This window comes from Desulfolutivibrio sulfodismutans DSM 3696 (assembly GCF_013376455.1).
Classification (GTDB): Bacteria; Desulfobacterota; Desulfovibrionia; order Desulfovibrionales; family Desulfovibrionaceae; genus Desulfolutivibrio; species Desulfolutivibrio sulfodismutans.
In genome coordinates this window covers 415,819-432,984 of sequence record NZ_CP045504.1, presented here as the reverse complement: position 1 = coordinate 432,984, position 17,166 = coordinate 415,819, and the positions used below count along the sequence as shown (strand labels likewise).

Below are 17,166 nucleotides of genomic sequence, written 5' to 3'. Positions count from 1 at the left end.
TGTACAAATGTCCTGCGGCCTTTCCCATACAGGCAAGATAGCATCGACGCCGGGGATGTCGATTGGAGCTTACCCGGGGGGACTAGGGGAAAACCCTGATATGGGAGGATTTTATATCGGAAAAGCCAATGACTTGCACAGACGGGATCAATCGATAAGCCCAATTTTTACCGCATAGCGAACGAGCTCCACGGTATTTTGCAATCCGATTTTTTTCAAGACGCTGGCCCGATGGTGCTCCACGGTCTTGATGCTTATGGACAGCATGTCGGCGATTTCCTTGGTGTACATGCCTTCGCACACCAGCCGCATGATCTCGCGTTCCCGGGGAGTCAGGGAGTCGTATGCCGCCGATCCGCCTCCGGCGATGGTTCCCTGGTCCCTGCCGCCGGGGAATTCCAGCAGCCGCTTGGCGACTTCCCGGGAAATGGAGGGATCGAGATAAAACTCGCCTTTGGCCACGGCCATCAGCCCGGTCATGAGGTTCTCCGAGGCCGAATCCTTGGTCACGTACCCCGTGGCCCCGGCCTGGAAGGCCTCCACGATGTACTCGACCTTGGTATGCATGCTGACCATGATGATCCGCATCTCGGGTAAAACGGCCGCCAGTTCCCGGACGAGTTGGATGCCGCTTTTGTCGGGAAGGGAGATGTCCACCACGGACAATTCCGGATGTAGGCGCTGGGCCTGGCGCAGCCCCTCCTGGGCGGTTCCGGCCTCACCGGCCAGTTCAAAGCCGGGATTACGCCGGATGATGGTTTTCAGGCCCTCACGAAACAAGGGATGGTCGTCGATGATCAGGATGCGTTTGGCCGTCATGCCGTCCTCCCGCGCACCGACGGTATCTCCGCCACGATACGGGTTCCCTGGCCCGGAGCAGAGAGAATGCGCAGGGCGCCGCCCAACAGTTTGATCCGCTCACGCATGCCGCCAAGCCCCATGCGTTTTTCCTCCATGGCGGTGTTGAGGCCGCTCGACACGTCAAACCCCACGCCGTTATCCTCCACGCGCACGATGATATGCGGGTGCGATTCCACGATTTTCACGGCGGCCTCGGTCGCTCCGGAATGCCTCCGGACGTTGCCGAGGGCCTCCTGAACCACCCGAAAGAGATTGATTTCCGTCTCCGCATCAAAGACCACGCCCTCCATGCCCGTGTGTAGGAACCGGGTATGGATTCCCGTCTTTTCCTCGAAGTCCGCGCAAAACCGTTCAACCGTGGACAAAAAACCCAAATGGTCCAGGTTGGAGGGACGCAAGGCGTAGGCCATTTCCCTGATAAAGGTGATGGCCCGCTGCAGGATGCGCGAGGTCTCGGCGAATCGTTCCCGCAGATCGCTGTCCGCCTTGGGAAGGCTCTCAAACATGGCTTCGCAGGAGATCTTGAGGCTGGAGAGATCCTGGGCCACATTGTCGTGCAGCTCCCGGGCGATCCGGAACCGCTCGTATTCCTGGGCCGTGATGATCTCCCGGGTCAGATGGCGCACGCTTTGTTCGGCGAGCTTCAAATCCGTCACGTCGACCCCCGTGCCAAGAAACCGCACCGGCGTTCCCGAGGCGTCGCGCTGCACGAGTCCCCGAATCATGATCCAGCGCGTGCCGCCGTCCTTGTGGCGCAACCGGTATTCGCGGATGACCTCGGCCGAACGCTCACGGTGGCTGTCCCGGGTGACCTCCAGGGCCACGGCACGATCTTCGGGATCGACCAGATTGAGCCAGGACTCCAGGCTGTTTTCGATGTCCTCGTCGCGGTATCCGAGCAGCGTCTTGAGGCTTGGGTCGAGAAACAAGGCGCCGGAGGTGAAATCATAGTCCCACACGCCGACCTTGGCGGCCCGGGTGGCCATTTCATACCGTTTCTCGCTCTCGGCGAGTTTCTCCCGGGCGCTTTCCATCTCCGCCAGCATCTCCCGGATGGCCGTGCCCAGCCTCGTGATCTCGTCACTGCCCGCCACGCGAATGTCGCGGGATGCCTGGGAATCGCGACGGATGGCCGCGATCTGCGCACCAAGGCTGGTGACCCGGGAAAGAATGCGTTTTTCCACCAGGTAGTGCATGCCCAGGCCAAAGGTCAGGCCGATGGCCGCCAGGGAAATAAAATTATAGCGCAGGGTGACAAGTCCCTGCCGATGCATGTCCCGATCCGATTCGATTTCCAGGATCAGTCCCGGCTCCCCGTAAATATCCCGGATCAGGGCATATCCTTTGATCATATCGTCGTTTTCGGGAACGATCTGGTATTCCCCGCTGCGTCGCAAAGCGGCGGCCACATCCTCCAACTGCCGGGGTAGTCCGGAATCGGCTAAGCGATAAAACCGCACGGACGTCCTGAGTTGGTAGGAAAGCGCCTGTTCCCGGTGCGCGTCCAGATACCGGCCCATGACCAGGGTTCCCCCGATTGGGCCACCCTTTTCGCTGGTGCGGATGGGCTGGGCGACCACAAGAAACGGCCCGTCGGGCAGCATGATCATCCCACCCCGGAGGCTGTTCTCCCGGCGCAGAAACAGCGGGGAATCCGGGCTGATGCGGGCCACATCCCGCTGACGGGCATCCGTGATATTCCAGTCCGCATCATGGCTCTTCCCCAGGACCAACCGCCCTCCCTCGTCGTAATAGAGAACCATGTCCAGATGCAGGTTGGCCAGGGCCTGACCGGTTATATTCGACGAAACATAGTCGTCGCTTGGCTGCTGGATGAAGGCATAGGTTTCATCCCAGGCGGCCCAATCCTCACACACGGCGTCAAGTCCCTGGAGTTCGCCCTGCAAGGCGTTTTCGGCCCTTCCAAGAGACTCGGCAATCTGTTTTCTCTCCAAAATCTGGAAGCTGGACAGGATGTTGTGGTGCGTCACGGCGTACAGCAACGCGAAAAGCGTCGTAAAAATGATAAAGATGATGCCGGTGGTGGTGGCACGCAGGGTCACGGATGCGTTTCCCCCGGGAGGTTTCCAGGCATTCCTTCCGCAAAACGACGAATCTCGTCGCGCACCCGGCGATAGGGCGCAAGCCGGGCCTTGACGTCGACCACGTCCTTGGCCAGGGACGGAGGATCGTCGAAACCCACATGCAGGCGTTTGACCGGGCCGGGAAAAAACGGACAGTTTTCCGCGGCGTGCCCGCACAAGGTGATCACATAATCGAAGCGCACGGGGGGCAATTCGTCCACGGTTTTGGAATGCTGACCGGAGATGTCCATCCCGGCCTCGGCCATGACCGTCACGGCGTCGGGGTCGAGGCCATGCCGCTCAACGCCGGCGGAATAGGCGTCAATCACCCCGGCCTTGAGGCTTTTGGCGAATCCCTCGGCCATCTGGCTGCGACAGGAATTGCCGGTGCATAAAAAAAGAACCGTGATCGTGCCCATGGATGTCCCCAGGTCTCCGATGCCGGACATACGGATCGGTGGTCAGTTACGGTGTACGCTATTCCAGGCCCGGCGCAAACATTTTTCAAAACGAAGAAGAAGATGAATGTGACGAGCATGGATTTCAAGGCGGCAAAGTGGGGCAATGCCGCGTTGCGGCAGGCAGGTCGCGACCTGAAAGCAGGCGTTTGATACGGCGTCTCCTAAAAAACATCGACGCTGTCCCACTTCCGGGGCCAGCCGTTGATCTGCAGATGTGGCACGCCATCCGGACGGCCGCCCAGATAGGCCACCTTGTTTTTCAGGAGCCGGAAGCGAAGCAAAAGCCCCACCTCGACGGGCTCGCCGTCTCCGGAACGGGCCAGGGCCTCGGGCAGGGACAATCCGGCCTCCAGGCCGTTTACGGTCCTGGCGACCATGCGCACCTCCTCTTCCGTTCCGGCGATGGGAAAAAAGCCCAGAAACGGCTTGTCCAGGCGGGACATGACCGCCACGGCGTCACGGCAGGCCGGACAGGTGGGAGAGAAAAAAAGGCGCACGGCGGCCGCCTGGGGGCCGACCAGGGGCCAGGGCTGCATGGCCTCTTTGCCCACGGCGAACAGGTTCGGGGAAAAAGCCAAGGCCCAGGCCAGGATGATCGCCAGGGGCAATCGCCTGAAAACGCCCTCCCGGGGAGTGGCGCACAGATAAAACGCCAGAAAAAGCGCCCCGGCCACCAGACAGGTCAGACAGGGGGCTGTCAGGGCCATGAGCGCCAACAGCCCGATATCGGCCGCCAGACACAAAAGCCCGGCTCTGGAGGCCAGCCCGGCCCGGCCCATCAGGGCCAATACGCCCAGCCCGGCAAAGGCCGCCGCCCCCCACCACCACAGGGAAAGCCCGAACACGGTGGTGTTCTCATGCAGGGCGCACCCCTCGGTGACGCACAGGATCTCGGCATAGCCCAAGGCCTGGGCCACGCACAACACCACCCCGGCCAGGGCCATCAGCGGGGCGGTAAAACGGCCTGGCCCGGACGAGACACCACGGAAAGCGGCATTCACCAAAAAACCTCCAGGGTGCGGATTCGTATCAGCCGAGGGCTCAGGCAGACGGCGACCGTGTTGCAAGCATGTCCGCAGCGATGGCGGCGGCTGTGCCCACCAGCCCGGCGCAGATCGAGCCGAACCGGCCCTCGGTTCTGGCTACGAGCATGCCCTCCGGGGTGGAGGGATCGCACCCGATGAGTTCCCGGCAACGCAGGGCGCCGTGAACCTTTGCAAAGGCGTCGAAAAATTCCCCGGCCATGGCGTAGGTGGCCAGCTTGGCTTCGGTTCCGCCTGGACCTCCACCGCCATAGGCCAAGCCGAGGGCCAGGACCGCACCGGATACCGCCCCGCAGGTCTCGCCCATGGACAGGCCTATCCCGAATCCCGTAGCCAGCCGCACGGCCGTCTCCCGGTCCAGGCCAAACCCTGGGGCCAACGCCCCCAAAACGGCCTGGGCGCAGTTGTGTCCGTCGGCGAAAAGCCGCACCGCCTCGCGCGAAGCGATTTCCCGAGTCCCGTCGTCCGTCATGCCGGAATCCCTTTTGCGCTCTGCGACCCCGATGAATTCGCGCGCAGGATCAAAATCTGCTCGCCAGCCAACACGGACGGGGTCTGGGCACAATCACAACCGATGTGCGCGACGTAGCCCAAAAACGAAAACACCGTCAATGGTACGCACCGCAGCAGGAATATCCCGCACTGCCGAAACCTCGCAACCGTCCGCGCCCCTTCGTGCCTGTCTTTTCCTCCCAGGCCTTAGGCGCTCCCGAAGCGGCCCGCAAAGGCGGCGACGGCCTCCTCGATCTGATCCCGGATGCGGCGTACTCCGGCCATCTTCTCCTCATGCGTCCCGGTCAGGGCCGCCGGGTCTTCAAACGGCCAGTGTTCGCGATGTACCAGGCCGGGAAAGACCGGGCACTGCTTCTCATTGGAATCGTCGCAGACGGTGATCACGTATTCGAAAAGCCGCCCCTGCCGGAACAGTTCAAAGGCGCTTTGGGTTGTGGCCCCGGACAGGTCGATGCCCTTTTCGGCCATGGCCTCGACCACCAGAGGATTGATGCTCGTGGGCGACAGACCGGCGCTTTCCACGGCAAAGCCTTCGCCCCCCCTGGCCTTCAAAAAGGCATCGGCCATCTGGCTCCTGGCCGAATTATGCACGCAGATGAAAAGTACGGACTTCTTCATGATGGTCTCCCTTCGTTTGCCGACCAGGCAGTTTCGGTCGATTTCGGCCAGGGCAAAAGGCCCGAGCCGGGAATTTCCGACCGGAACTATCACGTCCTGGTGACGAAAAGGCGACGGTCAACAGCACGAGGCCTTGGCCTTGCCTTTCAACCAGACCTGGAGAATGTAGGCGGCGCAGCCCACTCCCGGGGTGACGGCGACCGCCCCGGTGGGGCAGTTGGTCACGCAGGCCCCGCACTCCATGCACCCGTCGCGATCCACAATCCCGGCCTTGCCCTCCGTCAGGGCCAGCACCCCGTGCGGGCAGACGGCCTCGCACAGGCCGCATCCCACGCAGCGCCGGACATCCAGGGAAATGGAGGCCACTCCGGAAAGATACCGCATGTCGCGCATGTTCCCTCCTGGCCTCAAAAGGCCGAGATGATCCACAAAATGGCCGCAATCACAAGACCCACAGCCTGAAGCGGCATGGCCCGGCGCATCTCGCGCTCCACCCCCGAGGGCGAGGCGAAGGGCGTCGAGCCGGTGAAATTCATGGCCAAATACGACCCAAGGCTTCCGGCCACAAGGACCATGGCCAGGCGACCGGCCGATGAAACCGCTGCCGGAGCCCAGGCCGCCTGGGCCAGGACGGTCAGGAGTCCGAGCCCCCCGGCGGCGATGGCCCCCTTGAAGGCAAAGGCCCTCCCCGGCAGCCACGGCAAAAAAACCGGAACAACCAACGCGCCCCCCACAAGTCCGGCCAGGATGGCGGCCACAAGCCACACCCCGCGTTCCCACACGGCCGCCAGGGAAAAGACGCCCGGCCCGATCCCGGACACGGCCAGGGCCGCAAGCGCCGCCCACCACAGCCATTTCCGGGCGTGGTAGACCTCCACCGGGGCCACGGCCAGCCGTTCGGACAGGGTGAAGGTCACCCGGCGCATGGCGGGCTCGGCCCGGTTCCCGGCCCGCAAAAAGGCCGGAAGGTCGGCGGCCCGTACCGGCCCGAACATCACCGTGAATCCGCACCGCCGCCGGACGTCCCGGGCATCGAGTCCCGGGGCGGCAAGCTGGGGGACAATGAGTCGGCGATGGGACACCACCCGGGCCAGGCCGCTGGCCTCGACCAGACGCGCCACCGCTGCGGCCGAGAACGTGCCCTTGCCCGCCGCACACCAGACGTTGATCCCCCGGGTGTCCAGAACCAGAATCCAGGCGTCGATTCCCGAAAGCTCCCGGCGCAGGGCGTCGAAGGACAGCTTGTAGTCCGCCGTGACCAGGACCGGAGAATCCGGCCCGGGCCGTCCCACGGCATAGAGCCCCGGGGCCACCCGGTAGCCGTCGCGGCCGTATCCCAGCCGGGCCCCCAGGGTTCCCCGGAAATCGCGGCGGTCAAGCGACGTGCGCACCACGGGCACGGGACCGGCCAGGGTGGTGCGAAAGGTTTCGACAAAGGGGTGCAGTTCGTAGCCGGGCCGGGCCATGGGACTTGCGGCCGGGGCCTGGGGGCCGCCGCAACAGGGCTGGCCGGAATCCTCGCCGCCGGAAGCGGAACCGTCGCAACATGAGGACGCTGCTGCGTCGCCACGGCCCGGCGCGTCGCTGCAGCAGCAGGGATCGGCCGCAGCCGTGGTCCGCTTTTTTCCCGTCAGCGGCATCATGACGCGTCCCCCTGCATCTTGATCTCCCCGGGACACGACGGCCCAGCCGCGACGCCTGCCCCCGGACACAATCCCGAGAGCATCCCCCGCAGCAGTTCCAGGCCATCCCTGTCGATGCAATAGCAGGTGCTCGGGCCGTCCACCTCCCCGCGCACCAGCCCGGCCAGCTTGAGCTTGCGCAGGTGTTCGCTCACCGTGGACTGGGCCAGGGACAAGACCTCCACGATGCGCCCGCACACGCAGCCGTCGATTTCATGAAGATGGCGCAGGATGGCCACCCGGGCCGGATGCCCCAGGGCCTTGCACATCATGGCCAACCGCTCGTCCGAGGATTTGGTATGAATGGTGTCGTGCTTATTCATCGTAAATCGACGATAAACGATTATGCGCGGATGCGTCAAGCACGGAATCGCCGCCTGGCTGTGCGGCCTCGCTACAAACCAGGACACCCCCTCAGGATAATGTCCAAATCCCCTATGATCGTGGGCTGATAGAGGACAAACCGACGGCGACGGATATCGTCTGGCTCCTGGGTGTCAGGGAGCGCCGGAAACAGGTCGCCACACGACAGGGACAGTGAATGGCTGCAATGAGAAAAAAGGAGCGGCGTCTCCAGACCAGCGTGGGTGGTCCGAAAACGCCGCTTCGGGGTGCGGGGTCAATTCAGGGAAATATTTTTTACGCTGCGACCTCGGAATCGACGATCCGGCCGTAAATGTTTCCGGCCAGTCCGTGCCCCAGGGTCAGGCTCGCCCCGCGTACCTTGAGGCAGCACGGGCCGCCGCAGTTGGCGAAGACCTCGATCTCGGTCCCGGGGGTCAACCCCATGGAGCACAGCCGTCCCCTGGCCCGGGAGCAGTCGCACAGCTTTTCGATGCGAACACGGGTTCCGGCGGGAAATTGGCTAAGCGGACCATACGGGGACATGATGACTCCTTGGGTGCACAAAGAAATAGGCCTGTTGAAAATGATTGTCAAGGTTATTTCAATTTGAAAACACCCGCGCCCAGGCAAGGCCGTCGGCAGCAGGCCACGCCGGGCTGCTTGCCCCCGGGGCGAGGCCGCGATATGGGTAGGCCACCATGCGCCCGGCGCACAGCGCCAATCCGACACGCAAAGGATCCCCTCGAAATATGGACAAACTCGTCATCCAGGGCGCCAAGCCCCTACACGGCGCCGTACGCATCAGCGGCTCCAAAAACGCCGCCCTGCCCATCCTTTTGGCCGCCCTTTTGGTGGACGGCCCCATTGCCTACGAAAACGTCCCGCGCCTGCGGGACATCTTCACCACCCTCAAACTCTTAAACATCCTGGGGCTGGCCACGACCTTCGAGGACGACCGGGTCGCCGTCGCTCCGGCCGCCGCCCTCAACCACGAGGCCCCTTACGACCTGGTCAAGACCATGCGCGCCTCGGTGTTGTGCCTGGGGCCGCTTCTGGCCCGGCTGGGCCGGGCCCGGGTGGCCCTGCCCGGCGGATGCGCCATCGGCGCGCGGCCGGTCAACCTGCACCTGTCCGCCCTGGAAAAGATGGGCGCCGTATTCGACCTCGAAGCGGGCTACATTGAGGGGCGATGCGACCAACTGACCGGGGCGCACATCACCTTCGACTTCCCCACGGTGGGCGGCACGGAAAACCTGCTCATGGCCGCCAGCCTGGCCAAGGGCCGCACCATCCTGGAAAACGCCGCCCGGGAGCCGGAGATCTCCGACCTGGCCGAATTCCTCATCGCCATGGGGGCGAAGATCACCGGCCATGGCAGCACCATCATCACCATCGACGGCGTCGATTCCCTGCACGGCGGAAGCTACGCCATCATGCCCGACCGCATCGAGGCCGGCACCTACATGGTGGCCGCAGCCATCACCGACGGCGACCTGATTCTGGAAAAATGCCCCTTCCGCGAACTCGACGCCGCCGTCTCCAAACTGCGGGAGATGGGCGTGGGCTTTACCGAGACTCCGGCCGGGGTGCGCGTGTTCCGCCAGTCCGAACTGGTCAACGCCGACGTGGCCACCCTGCCCTACCCCGGCTTTCCCACGGACATGCAGGCCCAGATCATGGCGCTGATGTGCCTGGCCAAAGGGGCAGGCTCCATCAAGGAGACCATCTTCGAAAACCGCTACATGCACGTCCAGGAGTTGGTCCGCCTGGGAGCCAAGATCAAGGTCTCCGGGCAAAACGCCTTCGTGCACGGCGTGGACCGGCTCATCGGCGCGCCGGTCATGGCCTCGGATCTGCGGGCCAGCGCCTCCCTGGTCCTGGCCGGTCTGGCCGCCCACGGCACCACGGAGATCCAACGCGTCTACCACCTGGATCGGGGGTATGAATCGATGGAGGTCAAACTGTCCAAGGTCGGTGCGGACATCGTCCGCGCCCGGGAATGACGGGCTGTCCCGCAAAGGAGCCAACATGAAGACCATGCCCCTGCTGATCGCCCTTTTGACGCTGTCCTTTGCCTGCCCGGCCCAGGCCGAGGTGTTCGCCTGCCTGGCCCCGGGAGGCGCGGTGCTGTGCCATGTCACGGGCGCTGCGGGACAGGCCGCCAGCCTGTGCAACACCCAGTGCCCGGCCTGCAAGAACGCCTGCACGGCCCAAAAACTGGTCAGCGAGGGCGGCGGCACGCGCGTGCGCATCGTTCCCAACCCCGAGGCCGACACCAGCCCCAACACCGTAAGGCCCGGCCCCGACAACCAGGAAACGGCCCGGCAGATCATCCGGGACGGACTCTTGGAAACGCCGAAATAGCATTTTTCCGGGATGTTCGCTTGACAGGCGGGCCGGGTGCGACGTAGCCTTGCGACATGCTGTCCTTTGTGTCGACCCGCCCCACGGCCTGCCAGCCGTATGCGCCCTGCCAGGGCACATATTATTATTACGGCTACTTGTGCGCCCGTGGTCCGGCGGGGTGGGGGACGGTCTAGCGTCGCACACCATACAAACCGCCTCGAAAGGGCTGCGGGCTTGACAAAGCCGGCGGCCCTTTTTTTGGGTCCGCCCCCGCCCCGCTCGTGGACAAACCCAAAGGGAGCCTGCCATGCTGATCGGAAAACTCATCAGGACCGAACGCATCTTCAACCGCGACACCGGCCGCACCATCATCGTCCCCCTGGACCACGGCGTCAGCGTCGGCCCCATCGCGGGCATCGAAAACATGCGCGACACCGTGACCACCATGGTCGAGGGCGGGGCCAACGCCGTGCTCATGCACAAAGGGGTGGTGCCCTGCGGACACCGGGCCAAGGGCCGGGACATCGGGCTCATCGTGCATCTCTCGGCCAGCACCAGCCTCTCTCCCTTCCCCAACGCCAAGACCCTGGTGTGCAGCGTGGAGGAGGCCATCCGCCTGGGCGCGGACGCCGTGTCCACCCACATCAACCTCGGCGACGAGACCGAATCGCGTATGCTCGAAGACCTGGGGCGCATCACCCAGAGCTCCGCCTCCTGGGGAATCCCCATGCTGGCCATGATCTACGCCCGTGGCCCCAAAATTCAAAACGAGTTCGATCCCACGGTGGTGGCCCACTGCGCCCGGGTGGGCATGGAACTGGGGGCCGACGTGGTCAAGGTGCCCTACACCGGCGACAAGGACTCCTTTGCCGCCGTCTGTCGGGGGTGCGCCGTGCCCGTGGTCATCGCCGGGGGGCCCAAGACCAAGACCACCCGGGAATTCCTGACCATGATCCGCCACTCCCTGGACGCCGGGGGACGCGGACTGTCCGTGGGGCGCAACATCTTCCAGGACAAAAACCCGCGCAAGCTCCTCCAGGCCGTCAATCGCCTGGTCCACGACGACGCCTCCATCGACGAGGCCATGGCCCTGATCGAGAGTTGATCGCCCCCCCGAATCGATGCCTCAGGCGGCCAGGGGGAAACTTTTTTGAAAAAAAGTTTCCCCCCTGGACCCCTCTTCAAAAAACTTTGTCGCGCTTCGCGTCCGCGCTCGGGAGCAATCACTTACTCCGGACAACCTGACTTTCCGGCCGGTTGCCTGAAGTGCTTCGCACTTCAGGCAACCGGCCGGAATCAGGGGGTTCCGGGGGAAATGATTTCCCCCGGGCGGGGTTCGGGGCGGCAGCCCCGACGCTGGCGGGGCGGCAGCCCCGACTTAATCTTCCAGCGCCACCAGTTCCAGGTCGCCGTAGGCGCCGATGGCCTCGCCGAGCTGGGCAAAGACGCCGGTGACGCCGCGTCTGGTCAGGGAACGCGCGGCGGCGAGCATGGCCTCCATATCCGATTCGTGGTGCAAAAGATTGCCCAGGGCCGTGGCGGCGGCGTCGGCCAGGGCGCCTTCCCGGGCCAGCACAGCCACCATGTCCGCCTGGCCGAAACTGAGGGAGTGCCCGACCCGGCCGGAGGACGTGCAGATGGAGAGGGGAAACCGGTCGGCGGCGATATGGAGCCCCAGGCGTGCGCCCTCGATGGGTTTGGCCAGAAGCGCGACGGTGCGGCCGATGGTGGAGTGCATGAAGATGTCGCCGCCGTTTTCCACCAGGATGTCCGGACTCTCCGGCCGGAACCGGTCGGCCACGGCCTGGGCGATGGCCCCGGCCACGGCGGCCATGGGCCCCACGTCGCACAGGCGGGCGGCGTGGGCCATGCGGCGGACCAGGGCCGGGGCCTGTTCCGGGACGTCCACGGGGACAAGGCTCGAAGCGAAGGACGGGTGGAGGAGGATATGGTTTTTGAGTCCGACGCGCAGTTCGTGGACATAGGCCGCGATCTCAACGGAGAGGTCGCGCCGGGCCACGATGCGCAGATCGGTCTGCTCCACCACGACCTGAAAAGCCGTTTCCCCGGATCGGGGATGCAGGGGGTGGCGGTAGGTGCGTCTGGGGTCGGTGTGCATGGCGGTTTCCGTACGGGGATCATGCCATGGCGGACGGCCAAGCGGAAGGGGGGGGATTTGGCCCTTTGGCCCAAGTGGGGTATATATGGCCCGGGAGGAGCGGCATGGTGACGGTATCGGCGGTCATCCCCACCTTTGACCGGGCAGCGATGGTGTCCGAGGCCGTGGCCTCGGTGCTCTCCCAGCGCGGCGCGGACCTGGAGCTTGTGGTGGTGGACGACGGCTCCACGGACGACACCCCGGCGGTCCTGGCCGGCATTTCCGACTCAAGGCTGCGGCTGGCCGCCACCAGCAACCGGGGGGTGGCGGCGGCGCGTAACCTGGGGGCGTCCATGGCCCGGGGGCGCTACGTGGCCTTCCTCGACTCGGACGACACCTGGCTTCCCGGCAAGATCGAGCGGCAACTGGCCTATATGGCGGACACCGGACAAGCCGTGAGCCAGACCCAGGAAATATGGATGCGGGGCGGCCGACGGGTCAACCCCAGGCGCGTCCACCTGAAAAAGGACGGGGATTTTTTCCGCCAGGCCCTGCGGCTGTGCCTGGTGAGCCCCTCAAGCGTGATGATCGAACGGGACTATCTGCGGCAGGTGGGGGGGTTCGACGAAGGACTGGCCGCCTGCGAGGACTACGATTTGTGGCTGCGCATGTTGCTTCGCGGGCCCATCGGGCTTTTGGACGAGGCCCTGACCGTGCGCCGGGGCGGCCGTCCGGACCAGTTGTCGGCCCGGTTCGTGGGCATGGACCTGTTTCGCATCAAGTCCCTGGCAAAAATACTGGCCACCGAGAAAATGAGTCCCTGGCATCGGGATTGCATGGAAGAAGAATTGGTGTGCAAGGCCCGTATTTACGCCAACGGTTGCTGCAAACGGGGCCGGGTGGACGAGGCGGCCCGGGTGTGGAAGCTGGCGCGGCAAAGCCTGCGCGACCCGGATGTCCCGGCGCACGGCGCATGACCGCCCCCGGATGGCTCCGGGGGCGGGGCGAAACAGCCCGGCAGGGCTGGATCAGGAAGCGATCAGGGTCTCGCGTTTGGCCACGGCCTCGGACTTGATCCGGTTGAGGGTCGTGGACAGGGCCGCGAGCACGTTTTCCCGGATATCGCCGGCCACCACGATAAACAGCAGGTCGTCGCCGGGGGCGAAGGTTCCGCTATGGGCCTCCACGACGATTTTAAAGACCCCTGGTAATGTTTCGCATTCGGCCCGGATGGCCTCGATCTTGGCCCGGTCGGGAATGACCTCGATGCGCGAGACGGGGCGGCCGGCCCTGGAGGTGGCCCGGGCCACGCCGTTGTGGGTCAGGATCATGCCCACCTTCTCGTGGAAGCCGGGTTCCTTTTTCAGCGTTGCGATGGTTTGTGAAATGTCCATAGCCACTTGGTAGGAAAAAAGAGCGAGATTGTCCATGCTTTCGTTTTCAACAATTCTGGACAAGGCGCCCCGCGTCCCCCAGTCCCGCATGGTCCATTCCGGGATCACGGTGTGGGCCGTATGGTCCGGCCAGCTTGACCCGGCTTTCGGGCAGATGTTCCAGGATTACGGGGGTTTTCTCGTCGCCGAGGACAATTTCCAATCCGTCTGGGGCTTTTTCGGCGAGGAGGCCTTAAACGCCCTGGCCCGGATGCAGATATGGGGCCGGGTGAACAAGCTGTCCATGAGCCTGGTGGTCATGCCCGCGTCCATCCTCATCGGCCCCAGGCTCGAACTGACCGTGGGGGCCACGGTGGACGCCACACGGCAAAAGATCGCTCCGGCCGAAGAAATCGAGATTTGGATCCATCCCAACCTCAAGGCCATGATCACCGCCACTCCGGGGCTTTCGACCATCCCGGCCCCCGCCCCGACAGGGCTCATGAAGGTGGCCTGGGAACTGCTCGACCCCGCCCCGGGACTATCCTACGACTCGGGGCTGGGATGGTATTTCATCACCAAGCCTCTGGGCGACCCCCTGGACAAGAACACCTCCGAGGGCTGGCGCACCATCTACGGCAAGCTGCAAAAGCTGCTGGAACGCATGGGCATCAAGTATGTGGCCCATGAGGGGTTCATTCTCTACCCCCTGGAAGGTCTGCGCCAGTTTAAAACCTGGTGCCGCGAAATCCTGGTCATGATCGCGAGCCTGCGGGACAATGACGAGGAAGAGCACAAATATTGGCCAAGCGTCATGGCCGCCGTCCCCAAGAAAGGCTTCTCCTTCGCCAAGGATCTGCCGCGCAAAATCAATCTCAACTGGGACAAGCTCACCCCCGATTTCCCGCACATGAGCTACCGTTCCGCCTTTCTGCTCGGCCGCGACTTCAAGATCAACGACGCCAGATACGCCTCGCGCGGCAACTCCGTGGAAGACTGGTGCAACGTCCGACTGGCGGCCGAGGGCGACGCCGCCCAAACCGGCACGGTGCCCATCGACTACCCGGCCCAACTGGTCTCCGGCGACCGGCCCATCTGCTTTTATTGCGGCCTGACCAACCACGACCCGGCCCATTGTCCGTCCAAGGGACTCGGGGAATGGAACCCCGGGATATGGAACACCCTCGCCCAGGTGGACATCACGGATATCAACGAGCAATTCAAGGCCCTGGATACCGCCCTGGCGGGCGATACGGGGAGCATGGCCGCCTCGCTTCTGGCCGCCTCGGACACCAAGGCGCTTTTATTCAAGGCCGCCTTTGAGGTGAACTTCGCCTCCCAGTTGCGCATGATGGAGGCCGTGTGGCGCAGCAAGGGCAAGGATCTCCCGGGCGGGCTTTCCCAGCTCGCGCCTCGGGAGGGGGACTTTTTGTGGCAGGCCCTGGATAACCTGCGGGCCGGAAACGTCGAGGAGACGGAAAAATTCGTCTCACAGGCCCTGACCCGCTACACCCGGGGCTACCACCCCCGGGCCGTGCAGGGCTTTTTGGCCATGGAATCCGGGGATTGGGTCAAGACGGCCTATTACTGGCAGGAGGCGGTGCGGCTCTCCTACACGGCGCTGCAGCGCGCCTGCTTCCTTTTTCTCCAGGCCCGGGCCATGGAAGTGCAGGGGGATTTTCAGAAGGCCATCGGGCTGTACAAGCTGGCGGCCAAGGAGACGCCGCGCTGGGTTGAGCCGGAATACCGGCAGGGCGTCTGCATGGTGAAGATGGGCTTTACGGATCAGGGCATGTCCCTGTTCGCCGGGCTTATGGCCGCCGACGCCGCCATATTCAACAAGGTTCTGGTTGATCCGGAGTTGGAGAGGGGCCGCATTCATGTCCTGGCCGCCCTGTGGAGGCCCTGGAACGAGGCCGGTCTGGCGGCGGCCGAGGCTCTGGAGGGCCTTGAAGCCATGTCCGGCACCCTGGCCATCCACTTCCCTCCCGAAGACGCCTACCTCAAGGAGACGACCGCCCGCATCCAGGCCCTGGCCAAGCTCGGGACCATCAAGAATTATGTGGCGTATAAGGATGTGGTGACCGAGGTACGTACCCTGCGCGAGGCCATCGCGGCCAAGCTGGACAGCGAGATCAAAAACATCCAGGCAAGGCGTCAGGCCCAATTCGAGGAACTCAAGTCCATCCAGCGGGAAGCGGCCTGGTTTCCCTTCCCCAAGTTGCTCAAGGACTTCAATCGCGATTTCAATTTTTGCGCGGCCAAACTCAACTGGATGCGCACCACAACGCTCAACCTCCCTGAAAATTTTCGCAAAAGCCAGGAAGCCCTGCCTTTCGTGGACGAGCGCATCAAAACCCTGCGCTCCCGGCTGGTGAGTCTGCGCATTGTGCGCGATTCCACGTTTTTCACCATGCTGCTCGGGCGCAATTTCATGTGGATGGAGATCGCCGGATTGGCCATGGCCCTGCTGTTGGTGCCGCTTTTTGTCTACGGTTTGAACCAGTTCGGGCAGGGGGCCATGGCGGACATGGTGGAACGCCAGAAATGGCAGTTGCAGAAAGGGCTGGTCATAGTCCTAAGCATCATGGCCATGGGCCTGGCAGCCATCAAGACCGCCATCACCTTTGACAGCAAAAAAAGAAAGCTTTTCCAACTGGCCGACGAAGGCAAGCTGCCTGCAGCCAAGAAGAAGAAAGGCAAGGCGAAAAAATCCGCAAAACCAGCCACGACGGGCAAGGATGCCGGGAAAAAAGCAGTCCCCGCCGCCTCGGCCAAGACCGCCCTTCCGCCCGGCAAGGCCGCGCCAGCCGCCGCAAAGCCAGGGGCCAAAAAGAAATAATCCCACCTTCATCTCCCACGCCAGGGGAAGACTGGAGGCTCCCTGCGGGGGTTGATGCAGCCCCCTGCCCCACGCACACGGATCACGACCGAAACACAGAAAACGTCTCCCGTCCCCGGCCACATCGGGAGAGATGTCCGACCCGATGTCGGGGAAGGCAAGTTGCCGCCAGCTTGGGCTCCCCCCGCGTCACCGGGAGGCAGTTTCACCTGTGCCGCCGCTTCTCCCGTCAGGCCGTCCCCGACTGCCGAAAATCGCTGCCCCCCCCCCGGCCCGAGGGCGCAAAAAAAGGCGGGGAGCGAACTCCCCGCCTTTCGTATCAAAATGCGGCGACGGACTAGACGCAGCCGGTGGGCTTGGGCAGGCCGGCCATTTTGCAGGCTCCTTTGCCCGGTCCCGAGGGGAACAGCTCATAGATGTGCTTCAGCTTGAATCCGGTCACCTTGGACAGGATGCGCACCATGGGGGCGATGCCGTTTTTCTTGTAGTAGTCCTGAAGGAACTCGATGACCTTGCGGTGCTCGGGGCTCAGTTCCTTGATGCCTTCGGAGTCTTTCACATACTCGACCCACTCTTCACACCAGTCTTCAAACTTCTGCAAGAATCCGTCTTCATCGACATCGAAAGTTTTTCCTTTGAATTCAACAGTGGCCATGCGCATCCTCCTTAAGTGTTGAAAAAAGGTGTTGCTAGTTTTTAACACTGTGGCATGTCAGTGTCAAAACTCTGCCCGTTCCCGGGCGTCCCCACCGAAAAACAGCGATCCGCTGTTTCTTGTCACGTCTCGAAGAGTACCCCGCAGGGTGGCGTCGCCGCCCGAAAGCCACAAGGATGTCATGCGAAAGCGGCTTTCGTCTCCAAATCTTGTGCGGTTCTAAAAGTCGAAACCGGTCTTGTCAA

Annotated in this window: 18 protein-coding genes; 5 read left to right on the top strand and 13 right to left on the bottom strand. The window is 63.6% G+C overall.

Features of this window, described 5'->3' with window-relative positions; translation table 11 throughout:
* Positions 1–147 precede the first annotated feature (147 nt).
* The 10 genes from GD606_RS01940 to GD606_RS01895 all read right to left on the bottom strand — a co-directional run bounded on the left by GD606_RS01940 (position 148) and on the right by GD606_RS01895 (position 8,150).
* Positions 148–819 (bottom strand): response regulator, encoded by a 672-nt coding sequence (locus GD606_RS01940; RefSeq protein WP_163302682.1) that lies wholly within the window; start codon positions 817–819, stop codon positions 148–150.
* A complete protein-coding gene (locus GD606_RS01935; RefSeq protein ID WP_163302681.1) occupies positions 816–2,924 on the bottom strand; it encodes a sensor histidine kinase in 2,109 nt (702 codons plus the stop codon). The genes GD606_RS01940 and GD606_RS01935 overlap by 4 nt, the downstream gene beginning before the upstream one ends.
* Positions 2,921–3,364 (bottom strand): arsenate reductase ArsC, encoded by a 444-nt coding sequence (locus GD606_RS01930; protein ID WP_163302680.1) that lies wholly within the window; start codon positions 3,362–3,364, stop codon positions 2,921–2,923. Before GD606_RS01930 ends, GD606_RS01935 begins: the two co-directional genes overlap by 4 nt.
* Before the next feature lie 203 nt (positions 3,365–3,567).
* Positions 3,568–4,407, bottom strand: coding sequence for a hypothetical protein (locus GD606_RS01925; protein WP_163302679.1), 840 nt, complete (start codon positions 4,405–4,407; stop codon positions 3,568–3,570).
* Positions 4,408–4,447: 40 nt separating this feature from the next.
* Positions 4,448–4,921 carry a C-GCAxxG-C-C family protein gene (locus GD606_RS01920; RefSeq protein ID WP_163302678.1) on the bottom strand — a complete coding sequence of 158 codons (474 nt, stop codon included), beginning with the start codon at positions 4,919–4,921 and terminating at the stop codon, positions 4,448–4,450.
* Between the two features lie 227 nt (positions 4,922–5,148).
* A complete protein-coding gene (locus tag GD606_RS01915) occupies positions 5,149–5,580 on the bottom strand; it encodes an arsenate reductase ArsC (protein ID WP_163302677.1) in 432 nt (143 codons plus the stop codon).
* 117 nt (positions 5,581–5,697) lie between these two features.
* Positions 5,698–5,973: a mercury methylation ferredoxin HgcB gene (gene hgcB / locus GD606_RS01910; protein WP_163302676.1), complete on the bottom strand. Its 276-nt coding sequence runs from the start codon at positions 5,971–5,973 to the stop codon at positions 5,698–5,700.
* 14 nt (positions 5,974–5,987) lie between these two features.
* Positions 5,988–7,223, bottom strand: coding sequence for a mercury methylation corrinoid protein HgcA (hgcA, locus tag GD606_RS01905; RefSeq protein ID WP_246298930.1), 1,236 nt, complete (start codon positions 7,221–7,223; stop codon positions 5,988–5,990).
* On the bottom strand, positions 7,220–7,585 hold the full coding sequence (locus GD606_RS01900) for an ArsR/SmtB family transcription factor (protein ID WP_163302675.1): 366 nt from the start codon (positions 7,583–7,585) through the stop codon (positions 7,220–7,222). The genes hgcA and GD606_RS01900 overlap by 4 nt, the downstream gene beginning before the upstream one ends.
* Before the next feature lie 316 nt (positions 7,586–7,901).
* Entirely contained in the window at positions 7,902–8,150 is a 249-nt protein-coding gene (locus GD606_RS01895) for a FeoA family protein (protein WP_163302674.1), read from the bottom strand.
* Between the two features lie 206 nt (positions 8,151–8,356).
* Between GD606_RS01895 and murA the strand changes: the two genes are divergently transcribed.
* The 3 genes from murA (at position 8,357) to GD606_RS01880 (ending at position 11,058) form a co-directional block, all read left to right on the top strand.
* Positions 8,357–9,610, top strand: coding sequence for a UDP-N-acetylglucosamine 1-carboxyvinyltransferase (gene murA / locus GD606_RS01890; protein ID WP_163302673.1), 1,254 nt, complete (start codon positions 8,357–8,359; stop codon positions 9,608–9,610).
* Between the two features lie 25 nt (positions 9,611–9,635).
* Positions 9,636–9,971, top strand: a complete 336-nt coding sequence (locus tag GD606_RS01885; RefSeq protein ID WP_163302672.1) for a hypothetical protein — start codon at positions 9,636–9,638, stop codon at positions 9,969–9,971.
* Between the two features lie 289 nt (positions 9,972–10,260).
* Positions 10,261–11,058: a 2-amino-3,7-dideoxy-D-threo-hept-6-ulosonate synthase gene (locus GD606_RS01880; protein ID WP_163302671.1), complete on the top strand. Its 798-nt coding sequence runs from the start codon at positions 10,261–10,263 to the stop codon at positions 11,056–11,058.
* Between the two features lie 273 nt (positions 11,059–11,331).
* Here the strand turns inward: GD606_RS01880 and GD606_RS01875 are convergent, their stop codons facing one another.
* Entirely contained in the window at positions 11,332–12,072 is a 741-nt protein-coding gene (locus tag GD606_RS01875) for a UPF0280 family protein (RefSeq protein ID WP_163302670.1), read from the bottom strand.
* A 104-nt stretch (positions 12,073–12,176) separates the two neighbouring features.
* Between GD606_RS01875 and GD606_RS01870 the strand changes: the two genes are divergently transcribed.
* Positions 12,177–13,028, top strand: coding sequence for a glycosyltransferase family 2 protein (locus GD606_RS01870; protein ID WP_246298928.1), 852 nt, complete (start codon positions 12,177–12,179; stop codon positions 13,026–13,028).
* Positions 13,029–13,079: 51 nt separating this feature from the next.
* On the opposite strand, the gene GD606_RS01865 is transcribed toward GD606_RS01870, so the two are convergent.
* Complete coding sequence (locus GD606_RS01865; protein WP_163302687.1) at positions 13,080–13,445, bottom strand: molybdenum cofactor biosynthesis protein MoaE; 366 nt, start codon at positions 13,443–13,445, stop codon at positions 13,080–13,082.
* 34 nt (positions 13,446–13,479) lie between these two features.
* On the opposite strand from GD606_RS01865, the gene GD606_RS01860 reads away from it, so the two are divergent.
* Positions 13,480–16,266 (top strand): tetratricopeptide repeat protein, encoded by a 2,787-nt coding sequence (locus tag GD606_RS01860; RefSeq protein WP_176629183.1) that lies wholly within the window; start codon positions 13,480–13,482, stop codon positions 16,264–16,266.
* 337 nt (positions 16,267–16,603) lie between these two features.
* Here GD606_RS01860 and GD606_RS01855 read toward each other — a convergent pair whose 3' ends face one another.
* Positions 16,604–16,921 carry a TusE/DsrC/DsvC family sulfur relay protein gene (locus GD606_RS01855; RefSeq protein ID WP_163302668.1) on the bottom strand — a complete coding sequence of 106 codons (318 nt, stop codon included), beginning with the start codon at positions 16,919–16,921 and terminating at the stop codon, positions 16,604–16,606.
* Positions 16,922–17,166: the final 245 nt, after the last annotated feature.

What these genes read in the sequence shown, in the direction of transcription:
- GD606_RS01940 (WP_163302682.1), bottom strand. Translation starts at nt 819, where the DNA reads ATGACGGCCAAACGCATCCTGATCATCGACGACCATCCCTTGTTTCGT.
- GD606_RS01930 (WP_163302680.1), bottom strand. Translation starts at nt 3,364, where the DNA reads ATGGGCACGATCACGGTTCTTTTTTTATGCACCGGCAATTCCTGTCGC.
- GD606_RS01920 (WP_163302678.1), bottom strand. Translation starts at nt 4,921, where the DNA reads ATGACGGACGACGGGACTCGGGAAATCGCTTCGCGCGAGGCGGTGCGG.
- GD606_RS01915 (WP_163302677.1), bottom strand. Translation starts at nt 5,580, where the DNA reads ATGAAGAAGTCCGTACTTTTCATCTGCGTGCATAATTCGGCCAGGAGC.
- hgcB (WP_163302676.1), bottom strand. Translation starts at nt 5,973, where the DNA reads ATGCGCGACATGCGGTATCTTTCCGGAGTGGCCTCCATTTCCCTGGAT.
- hgcA (WP_246298930.1), bottom strand. Translation starts at nt 7,223, where the DNA reads ATGATGCCGCTGACGGGAAAAAAGCGGACCACGGCTGCGGCCGATCCC.
- GD606_RS01900 (WP_163302675.1), bottom strand. Translation starts at nt 7,585, where the DNA reads ATGAATAAGCACGACACCATTCATACCAAATCCTCGGACGAGCGGTTG.
- GD606_RS01895 (WP_163302674.1), bottom strand. Translation starts at nt 8,150, where the DNA reads ATGTCCCCGTATGGTCCGCTTAGCCAATTTCCCGCCGGAACCCGTGTT.
- murA (WP_163302673.1), top strand. Translation starts at nt 8,357, where the DNA reads ATGGACAAACTCGTCATCCAGGGCGCCAAGCCCCTACACGGCGCCGTA.
- GD606_RS01885 (WP_163302672.1), top strand. Translation starts at nt 9,636, where the DNA reads ATGAAGACCATGCCCCTGCTGATCGCCCTTTTGACGCTGTCCTTTGCC.
- GD606_RS01880 (WP_163302671.1), top strand. Translation starts at nt 10,261, where the DNA reads ATGCTGATCGGAAAACTCATCAGGACCGAACGCATCTTCAACCGCGAC.
- GD606_RS01875 (WP_163302670.1), bottom strand. Translation starts at nt 12,072, where the DNA reads ATGCACACCGACCCCAGACGCACCTACCGCCACCCCCTGCATCCCCGA.
- GD606_RS01870 (WP_246298928.1), top strand. Translation starts at nt 12,177, where the DNA reads ATGGTGACGGTATCGGCGGTCATCCCCACCTTTGACCGGGCAGCGATG.
- GD606_RS01865 (WP_163302687.1), bottom strand. Translation starts at nt 13,445, where the DNA reads ATGGACATTTCACAAACCATCGCAACGCTGAAAAAGGAACCCGGCTTC.
- GD606_RS01860 (WP_176629183.1), top strand. Translation starts at nt 13,480, where the DNA reads ATGCTTTCGTTTTCAACAATTCTGGACAAGGCGCCCCGCGTCCCCCAG.
- GD606_RS01855 (WP_163302668.1), bottom strand. Translation starts at nt 16,921, where the DNA reads ATGGCCACTGTTGAATTCAAAGGAAAAACTTTCGATGTCGATGAAGAC.